This is a genomic window from Pelosinus propionicus DSM 13327 (assembly GCF_900114615.1).
GTDB classification, from domain to species: domain Bacteria; phylum Bacillota; class Negativicutes; order DSM-13327; family DSM-13327; genus Pelosinus; species Pelosinus propionicus.
The window spans coordinates 1-16,511 of the sequence record NZ_FOTS01000001.1; the positions used below are offsets into that span (position 1 = coordinate 1).

The 16,511-nt window shown below is 39.6% G+C and carries 17 protein-coding genes, 1 pseudogene and 1 other annotated feature; of the genes and pseudogenes, 14 read left to right on the forward strand and 4 right to left on the reverse strand.

Annotated elements, in window-relative coordinates; genetic code table 11:
- Positions 1-226 (reverse strand): annotated as a pseudogene (locus tag BMZ99_RS26675) (hypothetical protein); the annotation flags it as partial.
- Positions 227-394: 168 nt separating this feature from the next.
- On the opposite strand from BMZ99_RS26675, the gene BMZ99_RS00005 reads away from it, so the two are divergent.
- A complete protein-coding gene (locus BMZ99_RS00005) occupies positions 395-715 on the forward strand; it encodes a hypothetical protein (RefSeq protein ID WP_245754739.1) in 321 nt (106 codons plus the stop codon).
- On the opposite strand, the gene BMZ99_RS00010 is transcribed toward BMZ99_RS00005, so the two are convergent.
- Positions 712-930 carry a hypothetical protein gene (locus tag BMZ99_RS00010; protein WP_090931704.1) on the reverse strand — a complete coding sequence of 73 codons (219 nt, stop codon included), beginning with the start codon at positions 928-930 and terminating at the stop codon, positions 712-714. The two genes, BMZ99_RS00005 and BMZ99_RS00010, sit on opposite strands and share 4 nt — an antisense overlap.
- A gap of 133 nt (positions 931-1,063) precedes the next feature.
- Between BMZ99_RS00010 and BMZ99_RS00015 the strand changes: the two genes are divergently transcribed.
- The 4 genes from BMZ99_RS00015 (at position 1,064) to BMZ99_RS00030 (ending at position 5,536) form a co-directional block, all read left to right on the forward strand.
- Entirely contained in the window at positions 1,064-1,837 is a 774-nt protein-coding gene (locus BMZ99_RS00015) for a formate/nitrite transporter family protein (RefSeq protein ID WP_090931707.1), read from the forward strand.
- A 160-nt stretch (positions 1,838-1,997) separates the two neighbouring features.
- Positions 1,998-3,251, forward strand: a complete 1,254-nt coding sequence (locus tag BMZ99_RS00020) for a Zn-dependent hydrolase (RefSeq protein ID WP_090931709.1) — start codon at positions 1,998-2,000, stop codon at positions 3,249-3,251.
- Between the two features lie 321 nt (positions 3,252-3,572).
- Positions 3,573-4,325, forward strand: a complete 753-nt coding sequence (gene aroD / locus BMZ99_RS00025; protein ID WP_090931711.1) for a type I 3-dehydroquinate dehydratase — start codon at positions 3,573-3,575, stop codon at positions 4,323-4,325.
- A gap of 665 nt (positions 4,326-4,990) precedes the next feature.
- Positions 4,991-5,536, forward strand: a complete 546-nt coding sequence (locus tag BMZ99_RS00030) for a shikimate kinase (RefSeq protein WP_090931713.1) — start codon at positions 4,991-4,993, stop codon at positions 5,534-5,536.
- A gap of 82 nt (positions 5,537-5,618) precedes the next feature.
- Here BMZ99_RS00030 and aroC read toward each other — a convergent pair whose 3' ends face one another.
- Together aroC and aroF are read right to left on the reverse strand one after the other, a co-directional pair.
- Positions 5,619-6,686: a chorismate synthase gene (gene aroC / locus BMZ99_RS00035; protein WP_090931715.1), complete on the reverse strand. Its 1,068-nt coding sequence runs from the start codon at positions 6,684-6,686 to the stop codon at positions 5,619-5,621.
- Positions 6,687-6,710: 24 nt separating this feature from the next.
- Complete coding sequence (gene aroF / locus BMZ99_RS00040) at positions 6,711-7,724, reverse strand: 3-deoxy-7-phosphoheptulonate synthase (protein WP_090931717.1); 1,014 nt, start codon at positions 7,722-7,724, stop codon at positions 6,711-6,713.
- 552 nt (positions 7,725-8,276) lie between these two features.
- Positions 8,277-8,542 (forward strand) — a binding site (T-box leader).
- 56 nt (positions 8,543-8,598) lie between these two features.
- Here aroF and trpD point away from each other — a divergent pair.
- The 9 genes from trpD to BMZ99_RS00085 are packed head-to-tail and all read left to right on the forward strand — an operon-like array spanning position 8,599 to position 16,428.
- Positions 8,599-9,636, forward strand: a complete 1,038-nt coding sequence (gene trpD / locus BMZ99_RS00045) for an anthranilate phosphoribosyltransferase (RefSeq protein ID WP_090931719.1) — start codon at positions 8,599-8,601, stop codon at positions 9,634-9,636.
- A 20-nt stretch (positions 9,637-9,656) separates the two neighbouring features.
- On the forward strand, positions 9,657-10,256 hold the full coding sequence (locus tag BMZ99_RS00050; RefSeq protein ID WP_245754740.1) for a phosphoribosylanthranilate isomerase: 600 nt from the start codon (positions 9,657-9,659) through the stop codon (positions 10,254-10,256).
- Positions 10,246-11,013 carry an indole-3-glycerol phosphate synthase TrpC gene (trpC, locus tag BMZ99_RS00055; protein ID WP_090931724.1) on the forward strand — a complete coding sequence of 256 codons (768 nt, stop codon included), beginning with the start codon at positions 10,246-10,248 and terminating at the stop codon, positions 11,011-11,013. The genes BMZ99_RS00050 and trpC overlap by 11 nt, the downstream gene beginning before the upstream one ends.
- Before the next feature lie 33 nt (positions 11,014-11,046).
- Positions 11,047-12,228: a tryptophan synthase subunit beta gene (trpB, locus tag BMZ99_RS00060; RefSeq protein WP_090931726.1), complete on the forward strand. Its 1,182-nt coding sequence runs from the start codon at positions 11,047-11,049 to the stop codon at positions 12,226-12,228.
- A complete protein-coding gene (trpA, locus tag BMZ99_RS00065; protein ID WP_090931728.1) occupies positions 12,228-13,019 on the forward strand; it encodes a tryptophan synthase subunit alpha in 792 nt (263 codons plus the stop codon). Before trpB ends, trpA begins: the two co-directional genes overlap by 1 nt.
- Position 13,020: 1 nt before the next feature.
- Positions 13,021-14,514 carry an anthranilate synthase component I gene (gene trpE, locus BMZ99_RS00070; protein WP_090931730.1) on the forward strand — a complete coding sequence of 498 codons (1,494 nt, stop codon included), beginning with the start codon at positions 13,021-13,023 and terminating at the stop codon, positions 14,512-14,514.
- Positions 14,498-15,061, forward strand: a complete 564-nt coding sequence (locus tag BMZ99_RS00075; protein WP_090931732.1) for an anthranilate synthase component II — start codon at positions 14,498-14,500, stop codon at positions 15,059-15,061. The genes trpE and BMZ99_RS00075 overlap by 17 nt, the downstream gene beginning before the upstream one ends.
- A 25-nt stretch (positions 15,062-15,086) precedes the next feature.
- On the forward strand, positions 15,087-15,947 hold the full coding sequence (pheA, locus tag BMZ99_RS00080; RefSeq protein WP_090931734.1) for a prephenate dehydratase: 861 nt from the start codon (positions 15,087-15,089) through the stop codon (positions 15,945-15,947).
- Positions 15,948-15,969: 22 nt separating this feature from the next.
- On the forward strand, positions 15,970-16,428 hold the full coding sequence (locus BMZ99_RS00085) for a GNAT family N-acetyltransferase (protein WP_090931735.1): 459 nt from the start codon (positions 15,970-15,972) through the stop codon (positions 16,426-16,428).
- The last annotated feature ends 83 nt before the right edge of the window (positions 16,429-16,511 follow it).

Genomic DNA, 16,511 nt, shown 5'->3' on the forward strand with positions numbered 1-16,511 from the left:
TATAACCATAAACGATAATTTTGAAAAGCATTTTAGGTGAGACTACTGATTTTCTGCCTTTACGAGAATACGCTTTGTATAACAGCGAATAATCAAGTTGATCCATTATCTTACTTAACAGCCTGACCGAATCGTTTTCTGGTATGAGGATTTCGATAGGAAGCGGTAAAACTAGTTGATATGAATTTGTTTTTGTTGTAGGATTTATATGTGTAAAGTTTTTCATAGCAGTTTAATTCTACACCAAGAGGCAGGTTCTTCGGAACCTGCCTCTTGTATTTTTAATACATATAAGGGACTATCTCAATTTCTTATTGAGACAGCCCCTTTTATTTTATCATTCGATTATGTTATACTATATCATAAATTAACTTAATTAAATTAAGAGAGGTAAATGATGGAAAATTCCAAAGAATCAGCAAAGGAAAAATATCTGCCAATCATAAAACTTGGAAAGCTATATTTATATTTATTAATTTTAGGGAGACTTGTTTATTTGATACAGCGTGTACCGCTCCCCACAGACAAACCTATAGACAGTTCAATCATAGATGCTGGGAAATTTATGCTTCAGTCAGTTCTTGGGAATGAAGTTGCAAAAAGTGTATGTATTTTAGTTTTACTCCTTTACACCATGTTTGTGGCAATTGAGAGTTTTATGTTATTGCGCCAGTGGTTCCTATCGTATTATACCAAATATAAAAAGAAAAACTAACTCTTTTCTATAAAGCGAATATGCCAAAGGGATTCATTTTTTAAGTTCTCTGCATCTAAAGAAAAACTTCTGCATACATGTTGCAGTGAGTTGATCAGGTCAATGGGTACTGGTTTTCCGCAGCAAATGCAAGATAAATAATCTGTTTTGAATAAGTCAGAAATTGGGATGGCAAAGGTTCGAGTACAGGACAAGCAGGTAAATTCAATTGTCATGACACACCTCCTTAGTATTGCATACTATCTTCGATTGATTACCTTCATTTCCTGCTTGGAAATAAAAAAAACAATAATTATTTATGATTTCTATTGAATAGTAAGCTAGATCGATTCGTTTTGGAGGCATTAGATGTATTACGAAGAAATAAAAAAAGTTTCAAGTGCAGCGCAGGCAAAGAGCGCACTTCTAAATGGAAGTCCCGTCAAATATTTAGTATCATCTGCTCTGGCAGGTATGTATGTTGGTCTTGGTATAGTACTTATATTTACGATTGGCGGAATTTTATTTCAGTCTGAATCTCCGGCAATGAGAATTATTATGGGAACCTCTTTTGGTATTGCGTTGAGTTTAGTGATTATGGCCGGATCAGAGCTTTTTACAGGTAATAATCTGATTATGACCATTGGCAAGATGGAAAAGAAAGTAACAATAGGTGAAGTAGTTGCTATTCACATTCTTAGTTTTATTGGGAATTTACTAGGCTCTTTTTTATTAGCTTCTTTATTCCTTGTATCTGGGCTTGGGCAAGGCAGTACGGCGCTGTTAATGGCAAAAATTGCACAGAGCAAAGTATCTTTGCCATGGATAGAGCTTTTAGCAAGGGGAATGCTGTGTAACATCTTGGTTTGCCTTGCGATTTGGTGCTCTTTTAAAATGAAAGAAGAAGCTGGAAAGCTCATCATGATCTTTTGGTGTCTTTTTGCTTTTATTACAACTGGTTTTGAACACAGTGTTGCAAATATGACATTGCTGTCAGCAGTGTTGATGATGCCTGGAGCAGATGCGGTTTCTCTTTCCGGTTTTATCTATAATATTAGTTGGGTTACCTTAGGTAATATGATAGGCGGTATCATATTTGTGGCCTTGCCGTATTGGTATATATCAAAACAAGAAAAGTCATAGGAATGATAGGACTCGGTCTAAAATGGCGTTATATTGACATGCATATAGTAATGGTTTAAGATAAATATAGGATTTAAGAAACTGGCAATGGCGCCTAGGTTGCATAGACAGCTTAGGTGTTTTCTTTTTTCTTAAAAATTTCTAAAAGTGAGATGGTTAGATGGTTTGTTTTAAACGATTGGAAGAAAATTTTCAACGATTATCGACAATTGGAAAGCAAGATGGGGGTGGATTTACGCGTCTTGCTTTCGGTGATGCTGACTGGGAAGCAAGAAACGTTATTATAGAACTTATGAAGACGGCAGGACTAACGATTCGCGTTGATGCTTTTGGCAATGTCATTGGACGTCGGGAGGGGTTATATTCCGAGAAGCCAGTAGTAATGCTTGGGTCCCATATTGATACGGTTCCGAATGGAGGAAATTTTGATGGAGTTCTTGGTGTTCTAGGGGCGATAGAAGCATTGCAATGTTTAGAGGAGCAGCAAGAGCAAAATGAACATCCTATTGAAGTTGTGGTATTTATGGCTGAGGAATCGAGTCGGTTTGGAGTTGCGACATTGGGCAGCAAGGCGTTTTGCGGGAAGCTTTCTCCTGAGAAGTTAGTTCAGTATAAGGATAAAGATGGTATATCTCTAGGTGACGCAATGCAGCAAAGAGAACTTAATCCGGCGAACATCCGCCAAGCCCAATATCAGGGGGATATTAAAGCATTTTTAGAGTTACATATTGAGCAGGGAAAAGTTTTAGAAACTACAAAACACCAAATTGGAATTGTAACCGGCATTGCAGCGCCTACTCGTTTCAAAGCAATCGTAACAGGTCAGGCGGATCACTCAGGAGCTACTCCGATGAATATGCGTCAGGATGCCTTAACAGCTGCAGCAGAAGTGATTTTATTGGTAGAGCAATTGGCAAGAAAAGTTGCCCATCTGGGAGTGGTAGGAACAACAGGAGTCATTAAAGCAGAGCCAGGTGCCATGAATGTAATTCCTGGGCGTGTGGAACTTGGAATTGATATTCGTGCAATTCAATTAGCAAGTAAACAGTGGGTAGTTGATGAGCTAATTGCAGGAATCGATAAAATTAAAGCGCAGCGCAGTGTAGAGATTGAAATGACTACGCTTACTGATGAAACTCCGGTTGAGCTTTTAGAAGAAATGGTTGAAGTGTTGCAAGATGTCTGCAAGCAGCATCCTTATCCCAATATGTTGATGCCTAGTGGCGCAGGACATGATGCAATGCATTTAGCTTCTCTGGCACCTACAGGTATTATATTTATTCCCTGCCAGGGAGGCATTAGCCATAATCCAGCAGAGTCGGCAAGTATGGATGATATCGTAGCGGGTACTGAGATTCTTTTAACAGCAATTCGTAAAATTGCTAAAGTGGATTTCTCGTGGAAAAAACAATAATAGAGAAATAAAGTGAAACTGACTGGAATCTTTATAGGTGCAAAGTTCTAGTCAGTTTCACTTTGTTCATATAGTAAACCCTCTTTAATCCTGAAAAATTGCAATGTAAAATTTAAGCAGGTATGTGAAAAGAATCTATTGCAAATGCAACCCATAAACGTTATGATTATTTTTTAAAGGCATGTACTGTATTATATAAAATGAAGTATTTTTCGTAGTAAAATAGCAATATAGAATGTATTGCTGTTAGTAAATCATAAATAAATCTTGAGTGAAAAATGACGGAGAATAAATTCCATAGAATCGGGAGGTAAATTTAAATTGGGTAAGGTAATTGGAGAAGGAACACAGCCATTGATCTGTACTCCTCTAGTGGGAAGAAATCAAGAAATTGTATTAGCTGAATTAGCAATTATTTTAGAGAAGATGCCGGATATTATTGAATGGCGTGCTGATTTTTTTGAACGAATTGCCAATACAGATGAAGTGATTGCCTTAACGAATGCAATGAAAAAGATTGCGGGTGATGTGCCGATTATTTTCACAATTCGTTCGATTCGGGAAGGAGGCCAAATCATTTCATTGTCAGATCGCGAAGCGATTGAATTAAGTGCAGCCATTTGTAAGAATACAAGTGTCGAATATGTGGATTGTGAATTAAGCAACCTGCCAGAACATTTTCAAAAGTTATGTAAAATAGCGAAGCAAAATAGTACCAAAGTAATTGCATCCTTTCATAACTTTACTTGTACGCCGCGTAAAGAAATATTAGAACAAAAGTTCAGACAAGCAGAAGAATATGGTGCCGATGTTGCAAAAGTGGCAGTTATGCCAACATCAGTGGAAGATGTCCTTACGTTGTTGAGTGCAACATTAGAAGCAAAAAAGAAGTTGAAGATTCCTGTAATTAGTATGTCAATGGGAGGGCTAGGTGCCCTAACCCGTATGTTTGGAGGAGTCTTTGGATCGACTGTTAGCTTTGCAGTAGGAGAAAATAGTTCTGCACCTGGGCAAGTACCTATTGATGATTTAAAAACAGTGTTCCAGATTGTAAAAAAATCTATGGGAATGTAGATATAAAGATTTTGGCTTACATGGTACTGGGCTTGCTAAGGGGAAAAGTTCTCTCGATCATGAATTTGGTATAGCAGATATACTGATCTGAGAAAAGGCATTGTGCGCTTTACTGGTGATACTTCTAGCTTAGACAGGAATCTTAAGTATGATGACTTCTTATAAACACAATGTATAATATCAATGTACAATGTGCTGATTAAGAAGTTTTTTTATTTGTTGCAATTTAAAATAAAAAATAGCTATCTTACAGACAACAATAATAGTACATTTTTACTTTCCGAAAGTACAATTGTGTTTTTTAAATATAAAAACATAACAATTGATTGATAATGTTATTGTATTTTGACAGATGCTTGACAAGTATTGTTTGTTTGGTATAATGAAAAAAGTATTATGTTGGGTTGAGCAGAGGATATTGATATAGCAAATAATAGGCTGCTAAATGAGAGCTTAAACACGAGCAGGCAACTGTTTTTGTGATAAAAAGGAGACTCAGTAGAGTCTTATTTTTTGTTTTATCGTATTAAAATGCCGTTTTCTCGGTAACGGAGGAAAATAGTGAACATAAATCGAATTCTTTTAAGAGATTGCTTTACTCTGCTCGCAATGATAAAAGGACGCGAGTCGTTTTTCTGATAAAAAATAGTAGGCGGTGTATTGTAATGAAATTTCATAATAATATTGTGTTGATTGGTATGCCGGGGAGTGGTAAGACGTCTCTAGGTTCGATTATTGCAGAACGATTAGAGCTTGAGTTCTGTGATATTGATCAATATATACAGGAAAAAGAGAATAAGACTATTTCTGAGCTTTTTTTATTAGGAGAGTCACATTTTCGTCAGATTGAAAGCAATGCAGTTCTCGAAGTCAGCAGTAAGAAGTCAATTGTTATTGCTACTGGAGGCGGTGTAGTAACACGTCCCGAGAATATTGCTGTATTACAGCAAAGAGGTACCATCTTTTATATTGACCGACCAATCGAAATGATAATAGAAACGATTGATGCTGCAGCTCGCCCGTTGCTGGAAGATAATGTGAAGAGGATTTACAGCTTATATCAACAGAGAAAGCATTTATATGAGGCGTGTTGTCATTATCGAATTACCAATGGATTATCATTACACTCTGCAGTCGATCAGATTCTAAAAGTAATTGTAAAAAGTCAGGATGATGAGCAATCAGTTGTTTCTGACCAAGCTTCTTTTTAATAAAAATCAGCGTCTAAGGCAAATACCTAGACGCTGATTTTTTGTGTTCAAAAAATCCAAAGGATCTTAAATTTAAAGTTGCCTATAATACATCCCAAATAGCCATTGCTGCTGCAGCTTCGACAACAGGTATCGCACGATGGACAATACAAGGATCATGACGGCCTTCTACCCTAATAGAGACATTTTCACCTTTTGCATTCACTGTATCCTGCTCTACAGAAATCGAGGGGGTTGGTTTTATGGCTACACGAAAAATGAGAGGCATGCCATTGGAGATTCCTCCTAGGATTCCTCCATTATGATTGGTGGAGGTCACAACCACATTATCTTTACTATACATCGCATCATTGGCCTGACTGCCGCGCATTTGGGCAAACGTAAATCCGGCACCAAATTCCACACCTTTAACGGCAGGAATAGAAAATAACAGATGTGCCAGTGTACTTTCTAGGGAATCAAAGAAAGGATCACCTAGGCCGGCAGGCAGGTGGATTACAGCTGCTTCAATGATACCGCCTACGGAGTCGCCTGCAGTCTTGGCGGAGAGAATGCACTCCTGCATTGATTCTCCCACAGCAGGGTCGAGTACAGGAAATGATTTTGCTTTTAATTGTTCTAGTGTTGCTTGGTCAATTGTTACTGCATCAAATTGAGATTCTGAAATAGAAGAGATACGTTGGATATGAGAACCAATATGAATGTTTTGCTGTCTCAAAAGCTGCTTAGCAATCGCACCGGCAAACACGAGAGGAGCTGTGAGGCGGCCGGAGAAGTGCCCACCGCCTCGCAAGTCATTAAAGTGCTTATATTTTATTGAACCAGTATAATCCGCATGCCCAGGGCGAAATTTCCAAGCTAAGGATTCATAATCTGCAGACCTTTGATCTTTATTTTCAATGCTGGAACACAGTGGACTTCCTGTTGTTTTGCCATTTAAAAAGCCACTCCAAATCGTAAATGCGTCTTTTTCATTACGTGCTGTTGATAAAGGACTTTTCCCAGGAGCGCGACGCTCCAGCTCCCGAGTTACTTCTGCTAAGTCAATTTCAAAGCCGGGCGGTAATCCGTCAATGGTAATACCGATTCCTTTTCCGTGACTTTCGCCAAAAATAGAATACTGAACCTTTTTACCCCATGAGCCACTCATTTGTTAACCTCCTGAAGTGTAAAATTAGATCGTGCGATTTTCAATTTTAGCAATCTGCGCTAAGGACCCCATTAATGAGGCGAAGCGTTCAGGTGTGATGGATTGTGGTCCATCGCAGCTTGCATTGGCAGGATCGTTGTGTACTTCAATAATCAATCCATCAGCACCAACGGCAATCGATGCCTTTGATAGAGCCTCTACCATCCACCATTTGCCCGCAGCATGGCTAGGATCAATAATAACAGGAAGATGACTTAATTTTTTTATGGCGAGTACGGCACTCAAATCTAGAGTATTACGAGTATAGGTTTCAAAAGTGCGAATGCCCCTTTCGCATAAAATAACATTGTCATTACCTTCAGCCATAATATATTCTGCTGACATAAGTAATTCTTCAATGGTAGCACTTAATCCTCGTTTTAATAAAATTGGTTTATTAGTTTGTCCTACTGCCTTCAACAGATCAAAGTTTTGCATGTTTCTTGCACCAATTTGAATGATGTCAACATCTTCAACGAATTTATCCAGTTTGCTCACGGACATAATTTCAGAGACAATGGGCAGTCCTGTTGCTGCTCTGGCAATTTTCAATAATTCCAGTCCTTCTTCCTTTAACCCCTGGAAACTATAAGGTGATGTTCTTGGTTTGTAAGCTCCGCCACGCAAGAAGCCAGCCCCTGCAGCTTTGACTTGATTTGCTACAGACAAAATTTGATTCTCGTTTTCAACCGAGCAGGGACCGGCAATGATTGTTAATTTATTACCGCCGATCGTTTGATTTCCAATTGGAATGACTGTATCTTCTGGATGAAAGACTCGATTGGCCTTCTTATAAGGTTCCTGTACAGATAGTACTTTTTCTACATAGTTTTTACTTGCCAGCTTATCTTTATCAAGTTTATGAGTGCTGCCAACTACGCCGATAATCGTCTGAAACTCTCCATACGTGGGCCAAGCACTGCAGCCGCCTTTTTCTAGTTCTGCTTTTAACTCTTCAATTTGTTCTGCTGTTACAGATGGATGTAATACGATAACCATAATAAATGCCCCCTATTATTTTACTTTATAACTTAAAAGTGAGTCTTTGGTGATGGAGAAGCGCGATGAAATCCTGCTTGTAAAGATGGGAATTTAAGAGCGATTTATCCATCGGGTAAAAAAAATAAGACTCCAATGAGTCTTGTAGAGATGGTGGAAATAAATTGTTCTTATCAGATTGCTGTTAGTTGACATTTCCATCTATAATGCTCATTTAAAAAACATATATTCACTTTTTTCCATCCGAAAAAGTCGAAGCTAAAAAAGTAGCTCCAACCAAAAAAGTAAAAATATTGTTTTTGTTCAATGGCTTTATAGGTGAGATGTGTCATAAAAAACATCCTCCGATAATAATTGATTTTCCAGTAACTGTTTTCCATTATATCAAAGTATTAAAAAGTGTCAAGTAATAGTTTTAAAATAAAATTAAAATAAATAAATGTTACATGTTAATGAAAGAATAAAAACATTTGTATAATAGAGATAAACAAAAACAAAAAAACTCTTGACAGTGTAGCAAAATTTGAATAAAATGTGCCTTAATAGAATGTGTAATCCGCTATGAGCAGGAGAAGTACATATACGAACTTTGGATCAGCGAGTCGGTGACCAGGCAACTGGAGGTGTGATGACCGGCCCAAAGAGTCTATGGAATGGGCCTGTGAGCAGCTCACCGAACGCATATCATATGTTAGTAGGATGAGCCGGTTGCCACCGTTATTGGGCTAGGGTATCAGATGTAACATCTCGTACCTGAGTAGAGGGAAAGCATTAGCTTTCTAAATTAGGGTGGTATCGCGAATCATTTCGCCCCTTTCAAGGGGTGGAGTGATTTTTTTATTTTTATAAGCTTAATTTATAAGGAGGAATGGCTATGTTCAAGGAATTTTTATCTCACGTAGTAGCGGGAGAAAATTTATCGCGAGAAGATGCACAATTGTCCATGGATATCATTATGTCTGGGGGCGGGACCGAAGCACAAATTGGTGCTTTTATTACAGCTTTACGAATAAAGGGTGAAACCATTAATGAAATTGCTGGTTTTGCCCAAACCATGCGTAATCATTCATTAAAGGCACAATTTAGCAGTAGGGAAATGATTGATACCTGTGGTACGGGCGGGGATAAAACAGGTACCTTCAATGTATCGACAGCGGTAGCTTTTGTGGTAGCAGGTGCTGGGCTTGTTGTAGCTAAACATGGCAATCATGGCTTATCCAGTTCTTGCGGCAGCGCAGACGTTCTTAATGCTTTAGGAATTTCAATGAATTTACCGCCTCAAGGAGTAAGTAAATCCATTGAAATGACGAAAGTTGGTTTTTTGTATGCTCCTGCTTTTCATAAAGCGATGAGATATGCTGCGAAACCGCGTAAAGAATTGGGATTTCGAACTGTTTTTAATATGCTGGGACCATTAACCAATCCTGCAGAGGCTAATTATCAGTTAATCGGTGTATATGATCCTTCTTTAACTACAAAATTAGCAGAGGCGCTTGCCATGTTAGGCGTGAAGCGAGCCATGGTAGTACATGGTTTGGATGGTCTGGATGAAATATCCACTACTTCGCTGACACAGGTAACAGAAGTCAATGGTTCAGAAACTCGAACCTATATGATTGATCCTGCTGTATACGGGTTTAGTGGCAGTGGTCTAGAGGCGTACCGCGGTGGTACACCAGAGGAAAATGGAAAACTTATTTTGGATATTTTTCAAGGGAAGCTGCTCGGTCCAAAGCGTGATATCGTTTTGCTAAATGCCGCTGCTGCATTAGTAGTCGCCGGTAAGGCAGAAAGTATAAAAGAGGGATTGAACATTGCGGCAAAGAGCATTGACGATGGAGCGGCCTATTCCAAATTAGAAGAGGTACGGCGCTTTAGTCAAGAATATAAGGAGGAATTGATATTATCATAAAAATCTGTGGCATCACATCAGTGGAAATAGCCCAAGGAGCTAAAGAGCAGGGGGCTGATTTGATCGGCTTTGTATTTGCAGAAAGTAAGCGTCAGATTGATATAAAAAAGGCTCATCGAATTGGGCAGGAAGTGAAAGGAATCAGCAAGGTTGGTGTTTTTGTGAATTCACCTCTACAAGAGGTACAAGAGATTGCAGAGTATTGTCAGTTAGACTATGTTCAGTTGCATGGCGAAGAGACTCCTGAGTATTGCCGGTCTGTTGGCAGACCCGTTATTAAAGCATTTCGGGTAGCTCCTGGTTTTAATTTTGAAAGAAGCCAGGAATATCCTGCTGATTGGATTCTATTAGACAGTTTTACTCCTGGGCAATACGGCGGGACGGGGATTACTTTTGATTGGCAGTCTCTGCAGGATTTTACTTCTCAGAGCCACATTCCCGTAATGGTAGCTGGTGGTCTTACTCCTGAAAATGTTGGAGCAGCTATTTCTCTATTATCTCCTAGTGGGATCGATGTTTCAGGAGGTGTCGAAACCAATGGAAAGAAAGACATAAAAAAAATCCAAGAATTTATGATTGCTGCTCGCAGGGCAGAAGGAGGCAAAACCAATGCTAAATGAAATTATAACGAAAAAACGCCGAGAGATAGCAATGCAAAAAAGTAAAAGACCTCTTGACCAATTTGACAAAGAGATTACAAGAGGAGATTTTCGTTTTAGTAAAGGGATTAAGAAAAACCCATGGGCACTTATTGCAGAGTGTAAGCTGGCGTCCCCGGCTAAAGGAGAGCTGTGTAATGCATATACAGAATGTGAATTAGCGCAGATCTATACGGCAAATGGAGCAACAGCTCTTTCAGTACACACAGATCAACACTTTAAAGGGAAGCTGGAGAATATAAAAATGGTAAAGGCTGTTACTCATTTGCCCATCTTGCGTAAAGATTTTATTATTGATGCATACCAGATTTATGAATCCAGATGGGCAGGGGCAGATGCCATATTGCTGATTGCAGCAGTATTAAGTGATGAAGAGCTGAACGAGTACCTAGAAGTTGCCGCTACGCTTGGTCTGGATTGCTTGGTCGAGGTTCATACATTGGAAGAACTCCTGCGGGTGCAAAGGACTTCGGCGGTGTTAGTAGGGATTAATAATCGCGATTTGAAAACCTTTACTACTGACATTAGTAATACGTTTGCTTTATTGCCTTATTGTTCTTCGAAGATTGTACTAATTAGTGAAAGCGGCATCAAAAATCAAGAAGATGCGAAAAGATTGCAAGAAGCAGGAATAAAAGGGATTTTGGTAGGAGAAGGATTAGTTTGTGCTCATGATATTGGTAGGATGACGCAGGAAATGGCATTGTGCCAAGGGTGAGTGAAGCAGTTGAAAGAATAGGAGGAATAGAGTATGCCAGATAAAAATGGGAAATTTGGGGATTTTGGTGGTCGATTTGTACCAGAGACAGTGATGCCAGCTTTGATTGAACTGGAAGAGCATTATGACGCATTAAAGAGTGATGCATCGTTTCAGGAGGAACTGCACTTTTATTTGCAGGAGTATGCAGGCCGCCCCACGACCTTATATTTTGCGAAGAATTTGACAGCACATTATGGGCGGGGGAAAATCTATCTAAAACGGGAAGATTTACTGCATACAGGAGCTCATAAAATCAATAATGCTATCGGGCAGGCCCTGCTGGCACGTCGTATGGGAAAAAAGAAAATTGTGGCTGAGACGGGCGCTGGGCAGCACGGTGTGGCTTGCGCTACTGTTGCAGCTCTCTTTGGGCTAGAATGCTGTGTATATATGGGAAAAGAAGATATTGAACGGCAGGCTTTAAATGTCTTTCGTATGCGGCTCTTGGGAACGGAAGTTATACCCGTGACTAGTGGCACGGGTACGTTAAAGGATGCTACAAGCGAGGCCATTCGCTACTGGGTAACAAATGTAGAAGATACCCATTATATTATTGGCTCTGTTGTAGGACCTCATCCTTATCCTATGATTGTGCGGGATTTTCAAAAGATCATTGGTGAAGAAGTAAAAGAACAAATTCTAAATTATAATATAGAAAAATTAAAGTATATTGTTGCTTGTATTGGTGGAGGCAGTAATGCCATGGGGATGTTTTACTCCTTTCGTAATGATAAAGAGATTATCAAAATTGGTGTCGAGGCGGCGGGTAAGGGCATCACTACCAATGAGCATGCGGCATCTTTAACGAAAGGGCGGCCAGGTGTACTGCATGGGGCATTTAGTTATTTATTGCAAGATGATGATGGGCAGATTATTGAACCGTACTCTATCTCTGCTGGACTTGATTATCCTGGCGTTGGTCCCGAGCATTCCTTTTTTAAAGATAGTGGAATTGTTGAATATAAAGCAGTTTCCGATGAAGAAGCATTACAAGCATTTAAACGCCTTGCACGTGTAGAAGGAATTATTCCAGCTTTAGAAAGCTCCCATGCGCTGGCATATTTAGAGGAAATTATGCCGAAGACGCAAATGGATGAAACGGTAATTATTTGCCTTTCTGGTCGAGGTGACAAAGATGTAGATATGGCAATAAAAGTAATGGGGGAATTATAATGTCAAATTTGTCGGAAACGTTGCAAAAATTAAAAGCGTCAGGACGTAAGGGGCTTATTGTCTATCTAACAGCTGGTTATCCTGATTATGCCACAACATTAGAAACTGTTTTGGCGATGGAAGCAGAAGGAGCTGATGTGATTGAAATTGGTATTCCTTTTTCTGATCCCATTGCCGATGGACCTGTGATTCAGCATGCCGCTACCTTAGCACTAAAGGCGGGCGCAACTACTGCTAAGTCCATCGAATTAGTTACTCAAATACGTAAAACTTCTAGTGTTCCCCTAGTGGTTATGACCTATGTCAATAGTATATTAGGGTATGGAAAAGAAAAGTTTATTTCTGATTTTGTTAAGGCAGGAATCGATGGGCTTATTGTACCTGATTTACCTCTTGAAGAAGCAGATTTATTAGAAGATATTTGCAAGAAGCAAAATATTCCTCTTATTGGGCTTATTGCACCAACATCGACAGCCGATCGGATCAAATGCATTGCGCAAAAAGCAGAGGGCTTCTTATATTGTGTTTCCAATACTGGTGTGACAGGTGGTCGGCAAAATAATTATGATCAAATTGGCGCAGTGATAGAGAATGCTCGCCAGGTCAGTCAGATACCTATGGCAATTGGCTTTGGAATTGGCAATTCTCAAGGGGCCTCTGCCGCAGCTCGCTATGCTGATGCTGTTATTGTTGGCAGTGCGATTCTTGAAAAACTTACGAATGAGGGAGTCGCTGGTGCTCGCAGCTTGGTCAGGTCCATTCGTGAGACTTTAGATGAGGAGAGTGAATAGGATGAAAATCATTCCCAGCTTAGCTGATTTTTCTAAATTAGCAAAAGAATATAATCTGATTCCTATTTTTACTGATTTATCTGTTGATCTGGATACTCCTGTGTCCATTTATTCTAAGATTACAGGCGATAACCCTGGGTTTATTTTAGAAAGTGCAGATACGAGTAAAGCTTTTGGACGATATTCATTTATTGGAGCGGATCCTTTTATTACGGTATTGGGGAGAAGTAAAAAGACTGAGGTCAGAAAAGGGCAGGATGTTACTACGGTAGAAGCTCCACCACTTGCTGCATTGCAAAGGATATTAGGACAGTTCTCTTTCCCTAATATCCCTGAATTACCCCCTTTTAGCGGCGGGGCTGTCGGGTATTTTAATTATGAAACCGTTGGCACATGGGAAAAAATTAGAGGAATGAATATTCCTGAAGATGAGATTTTAGGCGAATTTATGTTTTGCCGCATCATTATTGTAATGGACCATCTCACCCATTCAGCAAAATTATTATACCTGGCTAGTATTGAGGAAGGTATCGACACTCGTGTAGAATACGAAAAAGCCATTGGACATTTGCGTGGCTTAATAAATAAAATACAGCAGTCAGTTGCTATAGTCCAAAATGCAGAGCGTAAAATAGAAGTACAAGGAACTTCTGCAGGGCTAGATGATGAAGAGATTAAACAAAATTATTTAACCATGGTAGAAAAGGCCAAGGAATATATTGCTGCAGGAGATGTTTTTCAAGTTGTGCTTTCCAAACCTTTTCACTTAACAACGACTAAAACCCCATTTAATTTATATCGCCGCTTACGTCAAGTCAATCCTTCACCCTATATGTTTTATATTAATGTTGGTAAAAGACAAATTGTTGGCGCATCGCCAGAGATGCTTGTGAAATTAGAAGGCGGGAATGTATTTACTTGTCCTATTGCTGGCACTAGGCCGCGGGGGAAAAGCCCGGAAGAGGACGAGAAATTAGCGGCAGAATTAATTGCTGACGAGAAGGAAAGAGCAGAGCACTATATGCTGGTTGATTTAGGGCGTAATGATGTTGGTCGTGTAAGTCTGCCAGGGACTGTAAAGGTAAACCGCATACTTGAAGTAGAAAAATTTTCTCATGTGATGCATTTAGTTTCTGAAATATCTGGTGTTCTGAATCCCAAATATACTCCGATGGATGTATTGGCGGCTTGTTTTCCAGCGGGTACGTTAAGTGGTGCACCAAAAGTTCGGGCTATGGAAATTATTAATGAATTGGAACAGTTACCCCGCGGACCTTATGGAGGGGCAGTCGGTTACTTTGACTTTAGAAATAATATGGATACTTGTATTACAATACGTACGATGGTCATTGATGGTGATCAAGTGGGAATTCAAACAGGTGCTGGCATCGTAGCAGATTCAGTGCCAGAAACAGAATATCAGGAGATCTTAAATAAAGCTAAAGTTTTGTTTAAAGTGATTATGGAGGATGAAAATTATGATTTTAATTATTGATAATTATGATTCCTTTACGTATAATGTTTATCAATACGTTGCTAGCTTAGGGTATGAAGTAGAAGTTGTCCGTAACGATGCTGTCACCGTAGATGAAATTAGGGCAAGAAGATATAATGCCATTATTATTTCACCAGGTCCGGGTACACCGAGTGATGCTGGAATTAGTAAAGAGGTCATCGCAGCCTTTGCTGGTGAATTGCCGATTTTAGGCATCTGTCTTGGTCATCAGGCAATTGGTGAAGTCTTTGGTGGGAAGGTAGTGCGTGCTCCTAAGCCTATACATGGTAAGGTAGCTGATGTCTATCATAAAGAGGATGGGATTTACCAAGGCTTGTCTCAGCCTTTTGTTGCAGGGCGCTATCATTCCCTGCTGGTGGAAGAGGAGAGCATACCTGATTGCTTAGAAATAACAGCCAGAACAGCAGACGGCTTAATAATGGGAATTAGGCACAAAGAATACCAGGTTGAAGGCGTGCAATTTCATCCCGAATCGGTGTTAACGCCAGAAGGAATGAGCTTGCTTGAACACTTTTTAAATAAATAGACGAGAAAGGCACAGGAGGAGCAGCATGGAGCTTAGCAGTTGGTGTGAGAAAGAGGCGATCATAGGTTATCTTGGTCCCCATGGTACGTACAGTGAAGAAGTGGCGTTTCGTCTATATAATAAGGATCAAGTCAGTTTTAAATCTTATTCCAGCATTGATGTGGCCATCAAAGCGGTCGAGTCTGGTGAAGTATCTCAAGGGATTGTTCCTGTGGAAAACTCCCTTGAAGGTTCAGTAAATGTTACGTTGGATATCTTAGCTCACGAAGTGAATTTATATATTAGGAAAGAGGTGATTTGGCCAGTACGGCATAATCTTTTAGTCAAAAAGCATTGGGAGGATGTTAAGGTCATCGTTTCTCATCCTCAGGCCCTGGCCCAGTGTCGTCATAATTTGAGACGGCTTTATCCTGACGCTGAGTTAAGAGCTATGAATAGTACTGCTGATGCTGCGACTCTTGTTGCTAGTGGTATAGAAAACTATGCAGCTGTAGGGAGTCAAAGTGCTGGCGCTCTTTATAAGCTGCAAACCATAGCTGGTGATATTCAGGATAGTTCTACCAATTGTACACGGTTTATTGTCTTGGGCGATAGCCCGATAGATGCTTATTTGTTGTCAGATCCCTGTAAAACTTCTGTTGTTTGCAAAATGAATGGAGAACGTCCAGGTAGTTTATGTGAGATTCTGCAGGAGTTTTCTACGAGGAACGTTAATCTTACAAGAATCGAATCCAGACCTGCACGGACAGGTATGGGAAATTATATATTTTTCTTTGATATGGATGGTAGTATGGAAAAGAATAATGTTCGCAGTGCAGTAGAGGCTGTAAAAGAAAAGAGCCTATGGTTTAAGAGTTTTGGCTCATATCCTATATGCGCGTTGTAGGAAGGGATTAGAGGAAATAGATATGCAATATAGTATTGTAAATACAGATTATGAATTGCAATTATGTTTAGACTTACGTCGGAAAGTATTTGTGATTGAGCAAGGCATTTCAGTTGATCTTGAAATGGATCATTATGATGCGGCTCCTCATGAATGTGTACATGGGCTGATTATTGCTGAGGATGGCGAGGCAGCTGCTACAGGACGGTTAATAGCCTACGGAGAAAATAGCGGCAAACTGCAGCGTATCGCTGTACGTAAGGAGCTGCGTGGCAGTGGAGTAGGGCGAGAAATTATGAAATTGTTAGAACAACAGGCGATTGCTAGTCAATTTTCCAATGTGCTGCTTGACGCCCAATGTAGTGCAGAAGCATTTTATGCTAACTTGGGTTATGTGACCGTATCGGCAGTACCGTTTTTAGATGCTGGTATCTGGCATGTTAGAATGAAAAAGGATTTAATGGAGCATCATATAAGATAATCTATTTAATTTTAGAGGGAATTTATCGATAATCTTGAAATAATAATCATATATATAATAACTATTTAAGATTATCGATAGGA

Coding starts and splice junctions, on each gene's coding strand:
- BMZ99_RS00005 (WP_245754739.1), top strand. CDS start 395: ATGATGGAAAATTCCAAAGAATCAGCAAAGGAAAAATATCTGCCAATC.
- BMZ99_RS00010 (WP_090931704.1), bottom strand. CDS start 930: ATGACAATTGAATTTACCTGCTTGTCCTGTACTCGAACCTTTGCCATC.
- BMZ99_RS00015 (WP_090931707.1), top strand. CDS start 1,064: ATGTATTACGAAGAAATAAAAAAAGTTTCAAGTGCAGCGCAGGCAAAG.
- BMZ99_RS00020 (WP_090931709.1), top strand. CDS start 1,998: ATGGTTTGTTTTAAACGATTGGAAGAAAATTTTCAACGATTATCGACA.
- BMZ99_RS00030 (WP_090931713.1), top strand. CDS start 4,991: ATGAAATTTCATAATAATATTGTGTTGATTGGTATGCCGGGGAGTGGT.
- aroC (WP_090931715.1), bottom strand. CDS start 6,686: ATGAGTGGCTCATGGGGTAAAAAGGTTCAGTATTCTATTTTTGGCGAA.
- aroF (WP_090931717.1), bottom strand. CDS start 7,724: ATGGTTATCGTATTACATCCATCTGTAACAGCAGAACAAATTGAAGAG.
- trpD (WP_090931719.1), top strand. CDS start 8,599: ATGTTCAAGGAATTTTTATCTCACGTAGTAGCGGGAGAAAATTTATCG.
- trpC (WP_090931724.1), top strand. CDS start 10,246: ATGCTAAATGAAATTATAACGAAAAAACGCCGAGAGATAGCAATGCAA.
- trpB (WP_090931726.1), top strand. CDS start 11,047: ATGCCAGATAAAAATGGGAAATTTGGGGATTTTGGTGGTCGATTTGTA.
- trpA (WP_090931728.1), top strand. CDS start 12,228: ATGTCAAATTTGTCGGAAACGTTGCAAAAATTAAAAGCGTCAGGACGT.
- trpE (WP_090931730.1), top strand. CDS start 13,021: ATGAAAATCATTCCCAGCTTAGCTGATTTTTCTAAATTAGCAAAAGAA.
- BMZ99_RS00075 (WP_090931732.1), top strand. CDS start 14,498: ATGATTTTAATTATTGATAATTATGATTCCTTTACGTATAATGTTTAT.
- pheA (WP_090931734.1), top strand. CDS start 15,087: ATGGAGCTTAGCAGTTGGTGTGAGAAAGAGGCGATCATAGGTTATCTT.
- BMZ99_RS00085 (WP_090931735.1), top strand. CDS start 15,970: ATGCAATATAGTATTGTAAATACAGATTATGAATTGCAATTATGTTTA.